This is a genomic window from Streptomyces sp. NPDC007162, assembly GCF_040634175.1.
GTDB lineage: Bacteria > Actinomycetota > Actinomycetes > Streptomycetales > Streptomycetaceae > Streptomyces.
Window position 1 is genome coordinate 1 of the sequence record NZ_JBEYFC010000352.1, and the last position, 9,833, is coordinate 9,833.

A 9,833-nucleotide genomic window follows, 5' to 3' on the forward strand; every position below is an offset into this window, starting at 1 on the left:
GCACGGGCGGGGCTGACGGCCCTGGAGGCCCTGGAGGGCTGCACGACCCACGCGGCGCGCGCGGCCGGGGAGGCGCGCAGCGCGGGCCGCATCGCACCGGGTTACCGAGCCGACCTCACCGCACTCGCCCTGGACCCGCTGACAGCCCCGGCGGACGAACTCACCGACGCACCGATACACCTGACGGTGACGGGCGGACACGTGGTGCACCGAGAAAAGTAAGGAACACCGGCGGCCCGAACGGACTCCGGCACCGCCGATCACCGCCGATCACCGCCGTCTCGGCCGAGCGCCGTTGCGGCGGTCGGAGGGGCCCGGTGGGGGTTGCAGCCCCTGTTTTCAGCCGTGCGGTTGTTTCCGGGTCCCGGTTGTTCGCGGACCGCCGGTCCCCCCGCCGGTTCCCTTCTCTCCGCCGGGACGGCGTTCGGCCGCGACGGCGGATACCGGCGGTGCCGTACCGGCCGGCCTTCTGGGCAGGCTGTAGGGAAACGCTCCGTACCAGGTGCGGGACAACGTGAGGCCGAAGGTCAGGCAGAGGGCTCCGCCCACCGCGTCCAGCCAGAAGTGGTTGGCCGTGGACACGATCACCAGCAAGGTCGCCGCCGGGTAGAGCAGGCCCAGGATCCGCACCCAGGGCACCGACGCCAGGGCGAAGATCGTCAGCCCGCACCACAGGGACCAGCCGATGTGCATGGACGGCATCGCGGCGTACTGGTTCGACATGTGCTTCAGGTCGCCCGAGGCCATCGAACCCCAGGTGTGGTGGACCGTCACGGTGTCGACGAAGCGGCCGCCGTTCATGAGCCGTGGCGGGGCGAGCGGGAACAGGTAGTAGCCGAGCAGGGCCACGCCCGTCGTCGCGAAGAGGGCGAGGCGGGCCGCCGCGTACCGGCCGGGATGGCTGCGGAAGAGCCACACCAGCACCCCCAGCGTCACCACGAAGTGCAACGTCGCGTAGTAGTAGTTCATGCCGATGATCAGCCAAGTCACCGAGTTCACGGCATGGTTCACCGACTCCTCGACGGCGATGCCCAGCCCGTGCTCGGTGCGCCAGATCCAGTCGGCGTTGCGCAGGGCCTGCGCCTTCTGCTCCGGTACCGCGTTGCGGATCAGCGAGTAGGTCCAGTAACTCACCGCGATCAGCAGGATCTCGAACCAGAGCCGGGGCCGCCGCGGACTGCGCAGTCTCCTCAGGAGACCCTGTCCGCCCTCGCCCGTGACGGTCCGCGGAAGGGGCTGTTGTTCGCGACCTTCCGGCTGTGTCACGGTCGAGTCACTCATAGGCACAGAGTCTGCCAGAAAAGACGTCTTCGACAGATCATCCCAAGGTCGGGTGCACCACGCATGTTCTACGGCGTGGCGACTACTGCGCAGGTACCGGAGACCGGGTCAGGCCCGGTGGGCGCGCTCCCCCGGAGCCGACGCCGTGGAACCCCGTACCACCAGTTCCGGCATGAAGACGAACTCGCTGTGCGGGGCGGGCGTACCGCCGATCTCCTCCAGCAGCGTGCGCACCGCCGCCTGCCCCATCGCCGGGACCGGCTTGCGGATGGTGGTGAGCGGCGGGTCGGTGAACGCGATCAGCGGGGAGTCGTCGAAGCCGACGACGGAGACGTCCCGGGGGACGTCGAGGCCACGCTGGCGGACCGCCCGTATCGCTCCGAGGGCCATCATGTCGCTGGCGCAGACGATCGCCGTGCACGAGCGCTCGATCAGCGCCGCGGCGGCCGCCTGACCGCCTTCCAGGGTGTACAGCGAGTGCTGGACGAGATCCCTCTCGACCGCCCCCGCGTCCAGCCCCAACTGGTCCTGCATCGCCCGTACGAACCCGTCGATCTTGCGCTGCACGGGCACGAACCGCTTCGGGCCGAGGGCGAGGCCGACACGGGTGTGGCCCAGGGAGACGAGGTGGGTGACGGCGAGCGTCATCGCGGCCCGGTCGTCGGGGGAGATGAAGGGCGCCTGCACCTTCGGCGAGAAACCGTCCACCAGGACGTACGGCACGCCCTGCGCCCGCAGCCGCTCGTAGCGCTGCATGTCGGCGGTGGTGTCCGCGTGGAGCCCCGAGACGTAGATGATGCCCGCGACCCCGCGGTCCACCAGCATCTCGGTCAGCTCGTCCTCCGTGGACCCGCCCGGGGTCTGGGTGGCGAGCACGGGGGTGTAGCCCTGCCTGGTCAGCGCCTGCCCGATGACCTGGGCCAGGGCCGGGAATATCGGGTTCTCCAGCTCGGGGGTGATCAGGCCCACCAGGCCCTCGCTGCGCTGGCGCAGCCGTACCGGACGCTCGTAGCCGAGGACGTCCAGGGCGGCGAGCACGGACTGGCGGGTGGTGGCGGCGACGCCCGGCTTCCCGTTCAGAACCCGGCTCACCGTCGCCTCGCTCACCCCCGCCTGCGCTGCGATGTCGGCAAGCCGTGTGGTCACGGCACTGGACTGTACCGGCCGTATGTCCCCTTGCACACCGATCGGGCGCCTGATGCGGCCTGGGGGGCGGCCCGTCCTGGGCTGCTGCGTCATCGCACTCCCTACTGAAACGTGATGGCAAGAGCTTGCAGAGTCTTGCACAAGGGGCCGCCTTACCGCTCCACCCCCGTAAACAAGCGTCTCATGGCGGTCGCCGACAGGTCACGCCCGGATAACTTCGGAGATCTCTTGCACTTTTTTGCTGCAAGGTCTTTCGCGGGGCTTACATCGCTGTTACGTTCCCTGACGCCCGGCGGCAGCGAAGGCCCGGGCTTTCACCCTCAAGGAGAACTCATGCGGCGTGGCATAGCGGCCTCCGCGCTGGTGGCGTCCCTCGCCCTCACGGCGACGGCGTGCGGCGGGAGCGGAAGCGACAGCAAGTCGGACGGCCCGGTCACCATCACCTGGTGGGACACCTCCAACGCCACCAACGAGTCGCCGACGTACAAGGCCTTGGTCAAGCAGTTCGAAGCCGCGAACAAGGACATCAAGGTCAACTACGTAGACGTCCAGTTCGACCAGGCGCAGAACAAGTTCGACACGGCCGCCCAGTCCGGCAAGGGCGCCCCCGACGTGCTGCGCTCCGAGGTCGGCTGGACCCCCGCCTTCGCCAAGGCCGGCTACTTCCTGCCGCTGGACGGCACCGCCGCCCTCGCCGACAAGGACAAGTTCCAGCCCAGCCTGATCACCCAGGCCCAGTACGAGGGCAAGACCTACGGCGTCCCGCTGGTCACCGACACCCTCGCGCTCGTATACAACAAGGCGCTCCTCAAGAAGGCCGGCATCACCGCGGCCCCCACCAGCTGGGACGAGGTCAGGGCCGACGCCGCCAAGATCCAGGACAAGGCCAGGACCACCGGTTACTGGGGCCCCGAGGCGGCCTACTACACGCAGCCCTTCCTCTACGGCGAGGGCACCGACATGGTCGACGCCTCCGCCAAGAAGATCACCATCACCTCGGCGGCGGCCAAGAAGGGCTACCAGACCTGGCTGGACCTCTACTCCGGCAAGGGCCTGCACAAGGCGGACACCACCGCCGACGCCTACGCCCACCGCCAGGACGCCTTCGTCAACGGCAAGGTCGCCATGACCATCGAGGGCCCCTGGGAGATCACCAACTTCTACAAGGGCTCCGCCTTCGGCGACAAGTCCAACCTCGGCATCGCCACCGTCCCGGCCGGCTCCACCGGCAAGGCGGGCGCCCCGACCGGCGGCCACAACCTGTCCATCTACGCGGGCATCGACAAGGCCCACCAGGCAGCGGCCCAGAAGTTCGTCGCCTTCATGACCTCCGCGAAGACCCAGACGGAGATCGCCCTGAAGAACTCCACCCTGCCGACCCGCGCCGACGCCTACACCGCCGAGGTCAAGGCCGACCCGGGCATCGCCGGCTACCAGGCCGTCCTCTCCTCCGCCCAGCCGCGCCCCGCGCTCGCCGAGTACTCCTCCCTGTGGGGCCCGGTCGGCACCGAGCTCACCAAGGTCGCCGGCGGCAAGGAGTCCCTGGACAAGGGCCTGAGCACCGCCGAACTCGGGATCGAGAAGCTCGTCCCCGACTTCAGCAAGTAGGCCCGCGTGGCCGCCGGAGCGCCCTGTTCAGGGGGAGCGCTCCGGCGGCCTCCGGCCTGTGCCCAGCCCCATCCCGGAAGAACCAGAAGGTGTCACCCATGACAGTCGCCATCGACCGCGCGACCGGCCGGCGCCACGGTGACCGCGCGCCCCGCCCCGGGCTGGGCCAGCGGCTGAAGAACAGCTACCAGAAGTACTGGTACGCCTACGCGATGATCGCCCCCGTGGCCGTCGTGCTCGGGGCACTCGTCGTCTACCCCCTGGTGTACGGCTTCTACCTGACGCTCACCGACGCCAACAGCCTCAACACCGCCCGCACCATCGGCGTCAACCACATCGACGCCACCTACAAGTTCATCGGCCTGGACAACTACAAGGACATCCTGTTCGGACCGACGTCCTACGACCGCTTCTGGTCCCACTTCCTGTGGACGATCGTGTGGACCGCGCTCTGCGTCACCCTGCACTACACGATCGGCCTGGGCCTCGCGCTCCTCCTCAACGAGAAGTTCCGCGGCCGCACCTTCTACCGCATGGTCCTGGTCCTGCCCTGGGCCGTACCGACCTTCGTCACCGTCTTCGGGTGGCGGTTCATGCTCGCCGACGGCGGCATCATCAACAGCGCCCTGCACTTCCTCCGTCTACCGCAACCCGCCTGGCTGGAGGACACCTTCTGGCAGCGGGCCGCGGCGATCCTCGTCAACACCTGGTGCGGTGTGCCGTTCATGATGCTCTCGCTGCTCGGCGGCCTCCAGGCCATCGACGGCACGCTGTACGAGGCCGCCGAGATGGACGGCGCGAGCGCCTGGCAGCGCTTCCGGTACGTCACCCTGCCGGGCCTGAGGTCCGTCAGCTCCACGGTCGTCCTGCTCGGCATCATCTGGACGTTCAACCAGTTCGCCGTCATCTTCCTGCTCTTCGGCGACACCGCCCCCGACGCGCAGATCCTGGTCACCTGGGCCTACTACCTCGGCTTCGGACAGCAGCCACGCGACTTCGCCCAGTCCGCCGCCTACGGCATGCTGCTGCTGGCCGTCCTGATCGTCTTCACCTCCTTCTACCGCCGCTGGCTCAACCGCAACGACCAGCAGCTCGCGATCTGAGGCAGGAGTTCTCATGAGTACGACCACTGTCCAGACCTCCGCCCAGGTCGCAGAGGAGACCCCCGTGGCCGGCACCCGCCGCGTCCGCGGCCGCGGCGAGCGCGGCCCGCTCGGCACCGCCGTCACCCACGGCATCCTGGGAGTCGCCAGCCTGGTCGCGTTCTTCCCGGTCGGCTGGCTGATCTTCCTCTCCCTCGGCCCGGACAAGGACGACTACCTGCACCCGAGCGGCATCTGGCACAAGATGACGCTGAGCAACTACTCCTTCGTCCTCCAGCACACCGGCTTCTGGAACTGGTTCAAGACGACGATGGTCGTCGTCGGCGGCACCACGGTCATCGGGCTCATCCTCGCCTCGACCACCGGCTACGCGGTCTCCCGGATGCGCTTCCCCGGCTACCGGAAGTTCATGTGGCTGCTGCTGGTCACGCAGATGTTCCCGATCGCCGTCCTCATCGTGCCGATGTACCAGATCCTGTCCGACCTCGGCCTCATCGACAGCTACCTCGGACTGATCCTCGTCTACTGCACCACCGTCGTGCCGTACACGGCCTGGCTGCTCAAGGGCTACTTCGACACGATCCCCTTCGAGATCGACGAGGCCGGCCGCGTCGACGGGCTCTCGCCGTTCGGCACGTTCGCCCGGCTGATCCTGCCGCTGGCCAAGCCCGGGCTCGCGGTCGCCGCGTTCTACAACTTCCTCACCGCGTTCGGCGAGGTCGCCTTCGCCTCCACGTTCATGCTGAGCGACGACAAGTACACCTTCGCGGTGGGGCTGCAGAGCTTCATCAGTGAGCACGACGCGCAGCGGAACCTGATGACGGCGACCGCGGTGCTGATCGCGATACCGGTGGCCGTGTTCTTCTACCTCGTGCAGAAGAACCTGGTGACCGGGCTCACCGCCGGCGGCACCAAGGGGTGACCGTCGGCTGAGCCGCGAAGGCCGTCGCTCGTCTGCGGCGCCGTTGTGGCTGGTCGCGCAGTTCCTCCCCCAGCCTTCGGCCGGGGGTGCCCCCAGCGCCCCTTCGGGGCGCGGGGTGGCGGCCGTGGTCTCCATCCGACCCCGCTGTGACCACGGCCGCCTCGACACCCCACCCATCTCTGACCCGATGACCCTGTTACGACGCCTCAAGGACGCCATGAGCCAGCAGCATTCCGCCGCCGACCCGGCCCCGACCACCACCACCCTCGCCCGACGCCGTGACTGGTGGCGGGACGCGGTGATCTACCAGGTCTACCCGCGCAGCTTCGCCGACAGCAACGGCGACGGGATGGGGGACCTGGCGGGCGTGCGTTCCAGACTCCCGTACCTGCGTGACCTCGGCATCGACGCGGTGTGGCTCAGCCCCTTCTACGCCTCCCCGCAGGCCGACGCCGGTTACGACGTCGCCGACTACCGGGCCGTCGACCCGATGTTCGGCAACCTGCTCGACGCGGACGCGCTGATCCGGGACGCCCACGAGCTGGGCCTCAGGATCATCGTCGACCTCGTGCCCAACCACTCCTCGGACCAGCACGAGTGGTTCAAGCGGGCGTTGGCGGAGGGCCCCGGCTCGCCGTCGCGGGACCGCTACCACTTCCGTCCCGGCAAGGGCGCGAACGGCGAACTCCCGCCCAACGACTGGGAGTCCATCTTCGGCGGCCCCGCCTGGACCCGGGTCGCGGACGGCGAGTGGTACCTGCACCTCTTCGCCCCCGAGCAGCCCGACTTCAACTGGGAGCACCCGGCCGTCGGCGACGAGTTCCGCTCCATCCTGCGTTTCTGGCTGGACATGGGCGTGGACGGCTTCCGGATCGACGTCGCCCACGGTCTGGTGAAGGCGGAGGGCCTCCCGGACCTCGGCGGCGCCGACCAGCTGAAGCTGCTGGGCAACGATGTCATGCCGTTCTTCGACCAGGACGGCGTGCACGACGTCTACCGGCAGTGGCGGCACGTCCTCGACGAATACGCGGGCGAGCGGATCTTCGTCGCCGAGGCGTGGACCCCGACCGTCGAGCGCACCGCACACTACGTCCGTCCGGACGAGCTGCACCAGGCCTTCAACTTCCAGTACCTGAGCACCGAATGGGACGCCGCCGAGCTCCGCAAGGTCATCGACCGCACCCTGGAGGCGATGCGCCCGGTCGGCGCCCCCGCCACCTGGGTCCTCTCCAACCACGACGTCACCCGGCACGCCACCCGCTTCGCCAACCCGCCGGGACTGGGCACCCAGATCCGGCTGGCCGGCGACCGCGAGCTGGGTCTGCGCCGGGCGCGGGCGGCCACCCTGCTGATGCTGGCGCTGCCCGGTTCGGCCTACGTCTACCAGGGCGAGGAACTCGGCCTGCCCGACGTCGTGGATCTGCCCGACGAGGTCCGCCAGGACCCCGCGTACTTCCGGGGCGCGGGCCAGGACGGGTTCCGCGACGGCTGCCGGGTGCCGATCCCGTGGACGCGGGACGGGTCGTCGTACGGCTTCGGATCCGGCGGCAGCTGGCTGCCGCAGCCCGCGGGCTGGGGCGAGCTGAGCGTGGCGGCGCAGACGGGGGTGGCCGGTTCGACGCTGGAGCTGTACCGCAGCGCGCTGGCCGTCCGCCGCGCCCAGCCCGACCTGGGCGCGGGCGACGCGGTGGAGTGGCTGCGCGCGCCCGAGGGCGTGCTCGCCTTCCGGCGCGGGGAGTTCGTGTGCGTGGCGAACACCGGCGGGGAGTCCGTCACCGTCCCGGCGTACGGCAGGGTGCTGCTCGCCAGCGGCGAGCTGACCGAGGCCGACGGCGAGGCGAAGGTGCCGGCCGACACGACCGTGTGGTGGACGACCGCCTGACGGGCCGTCACGCCCGGCTGTAGCGTGGCACCTTCTGAGGGCCCGCCGCCCAACCGGGTGGCGGGCCCGCGCCGACGCGATCGCTTTCTGGCCGCCCACACCGCGCCGGCGAGCTACGCAGGGAAGTCGGCCTGCTGAGGATCCATCCGCTGGGTCCCGATCACCGACAGCAGCCGCAGCGCCTCCTCGGAGCGTGACCCCGGGGTGGCGGTGTAGATCACGACCTGCTGGTCGCGGTCGGTGATGTCCAGGGCGTCGCAGTTGACGGTGACCGAACCGACCACCGGATGCCGGAAGGTCTTGCACAGGGTGGGCTCCGCGGACACGTCGTGGGACTCCCACAGCCGCCTGAACTCCTCACTCTCGGCGAGGAGTTCGGACACCAGCCCGGTCACCTCGGGCGAGTCGGGGTAGCGGGCGGCGGCGGCCCGCAGCCGCTGTGCCGAGAGCCTTGCGAAGGTGTCCACGTCCGACACCCCGTACAGCCTGTCGCCCGCGTGCGGCCCGCTGCCCTTCAGGCGCGGGCCGAGGAAGGCGCGGCGCACGAGGTTGCGTTCCCGCGGAGGCAGGGCGGAGAAGTCCTCCATGAGGGCGGCCGCCAGGTCGTTCCAGGCGAGCACCTCGAAGGTCGCGGACGTCACGAAGGCCGCGGCCTGCGGCAGCCGCCGCAGCAGGTCGAGCAGGCTCTGCCGGACCTCGCGCGAGGGGCCGGGCGGCGGCCCCGGCGGGGCCCCGGCGAGATGGTGGAGGTGGGCGCGCTCGGCGTCCGACAACCGCAGGGCCCGCGTCAGCCCGCCCAGCACCTCCCGCGACGGCCGAGGCCCGCGAGCCTGCTCCAGCCGCGTGTAGTACTCGGTCGAGATGAACGCCAGCTGCGCCACCTCCTCGCGCCGCAGCCCCGGCGTCCGGCGCCGCGGGCCACGGGGCAGCCCGACCTCGGCGGGGGAGATCCGCTCCCGCCGGTTGCGCAGGAACGCGGCCAGTTCTTTTCTGTCCACGCCCTCAGTGTGCGCCGCCCGCCATGCGCCATCCAGGTACTGCCGGTGCCTGGATGCGCCCGGCGCCCGGCCGCAGGCTCGTGGTCATGGAGAACACAGTCACCCCAGTCACCACGGGCCTGCTGGCCGGCAAGGTCGCCTTCATCAGCGGCGCGGGACGCGGCATCGGCGCGGCGGCGGCCCGGCTCTTCGCCGCGGAGGGCGCCCGGGTCCTGCTCGCGGCCCGCACCGAAGAGCAGTTGAAGACGGTCACGGAGGAGATCAGGGCGGCGGGCGGCACCGCCGAGTACACGGTGTGCGACCTGGCGGACGCGCGGAGCGTCCGCGCCGCCGTCGACCGGACGGTGGAGGTCCACGGCCGCCTCGACATCGCCTTCAACAACGGCGCCGTCGGGCAGCCGCCCGGCCCCCTGGACGGACTCCCGGAGGCCGACTTCGACCAGGTCACCGCGGTGAACCTGAAGGGCGTCTGGCTGGCCATGACCGCCCAGGTGGCCGCCATCCGGGCCACCGCGGGCACCGGTGCCATCGTCAACAACTCCTCCGTCGGCAGCCTGCGTGCCAACCCCGTCCTGCCCGTCTACGGCGCCCTCAAGCGCGCCGTCAACAGCCTCACCGAGTCGGCCGCCGCCACCTACGGGCCCGAGGGCATCCGCGTCAACGCCGTCGCCCCCGGCGGCACCCTCACCGAGATGGTCCGCGACTGGGACGCGGCCACCCCCGGCGTCATCGCCCGCATCGAGGCCACCAGCCCCCTGGGCCGCATGGCCGACCCCGCCGAGGTCGCCGAGGCGGCCGCCTGGCTCCTGAGCGACCGCGCCTCCTTCGTGAACGGCGCGATCCTCCAGGTGGACGGGGGAGCGGGCGCATGAGGGACCGCCACCGGGAGAAAC

At 70.4% G+C, this 9,833-nt stretch carries 9 protein-coding genes; 6 read left to right on the forward strand and 3 right to left on the reverse strand.

All coding sequences use genetic code 11. The features are described from left to right. A partial coding sequence (locus ABZ646_RS31770) for an amidohydrolase family protein (protein ID WP_360526458.1) occupies positions 1-222 on the forward strand: 222 nt, incomplete at its 5' end. Between the two features lie 117 nt (positions 223-339). Here the strand turns inward: ABZ646_RS31770 and ABZ646_RS31775 are convergent. Together ABZ646_RS31775 and ABZ646_RS31780 are read right to left on the reverse strand one after the other, a co-directional pair. Next, positions 340-1,281 carry a phosphatase PAP2 family protein gene (locus ABZ646_RS31775; RefSeq protein WP_360526461.1) on the reverse strand — a complete coding sequence of 314 codons (942 nt, stop codon included), beginning with the start codon at positions 1,279-1,281 and terminating at the stop codon, positions 340-342. Between the two features lie 108 nt (positions 1,282-1,389). Then, on the reverse strand, positions 1,390-2,427 hold the full coding sequence (locus ABZ646_RS31780; RefSeq protein ID WP_360526464.1) for a LacI family DNA-binding transcriptional regulator: 1,038 nt from the start codon (positions 2,425-2,427) through the stop codon (positions 1,390-1,392). 333 nt (positions 2,428-2,760) lie between these two features. Between ABZ646_RS31780 and ABZ646_RS31785 the strand changes: the two genes are divergently transcribed. The 4 genes from ABZ646_RS31785 to ABZ646_RS31800 all read left to right on the forward strand — a co-directional run bounded on the left by ABZ646_RS31785 (position 2,761) and on the right by ABZ646_RS31800 (position 7,942). Further along, complete coding sequence (locus ABZ646_RS31785) at positions 2,761-4,035, forward strand: extracellular solute-binding protein (protein WP_360526467.1); 1,275 nt, start codon at positions 2,761-2,763, stop codon at positions 4,033-4,035. Positions 4,036-4,133: 98 nt separating this feature from the next. Next, positions 4,134-5,138, forward strand: coding sequence for a sugar ABC transporter permease (locus ABZ646_RS31790; RefSeq protein WP_360526470.1), 1,005 nt, complete (start codon positions 4,134-4,136; stop codon positions 5,136-5,138). A 13-nt stretch (positions 5,139-5,151) separates the two neighbouring features. Next, positions 5,152-6,060 carry a carbohydrate ABC transporter permease gene (locus ABZ646_RS31795; RefSeq protein ID WP_360526473.1) on the forward strand — a complete coding sequence of 303 codons (909 nt, stop codon included), beginning with the start codon at positions 5,152-5,154 and terminating at the stop codon, positions 6,058-6,060. 217 nt (positions 6,061-6,277) lie between these two features. Then, positions 6,278-7,942 (forward strand): glycoside hydrolase family 13 protein, encoded by a 1,665-nt coding sequence (locus ABZ646_RS31800; RefSeq protein WP_360526476.1) that lies wholly within the window; start codon positions 6,278-6,280, stop codon positions 7,940-7,942. Between the two features lie 113 nt (positions 7,943-8,055). On the opposite strand, the gene ABZ646_RS31805 is transcribed toward ABZ646_RS31800, so the two are convergent. After that, positions 8,056-8,940 carry a helix-turn-helix transcriptional regulator gene (locus tag ABZ646_RS31805; RefSeq protein ID WP_360526479.1) on the reverse strand — a complete coding sequence of 295 codons (885 nt, stop codon included), beginning with the start codon at positions 8,938-8,940 and terminating at the stop codon, positions 8,056-8,058. Positions 8,941-9,026: 86 nt separating this feature from the next. On the opposite strand from ABZ646_RS31805, the gene ABZ646_RS31810 reads away from it, so the two are divergent. Beyond that, positions 9,027-9,812 carry a glucose 1-dehydrogenase gene (locus ABZ646_RS31810; protein ID WP_360526482.1) on the forward strand — a complete coding sequence of 262 codons (786 nt, stop codon included), beginning with the start codon at positions 9,027-9,029 and terminating at the stop codon, positions 9,810-9,812. Positions 9,813-9,833 lie beyond the last annotated feature (21 nt).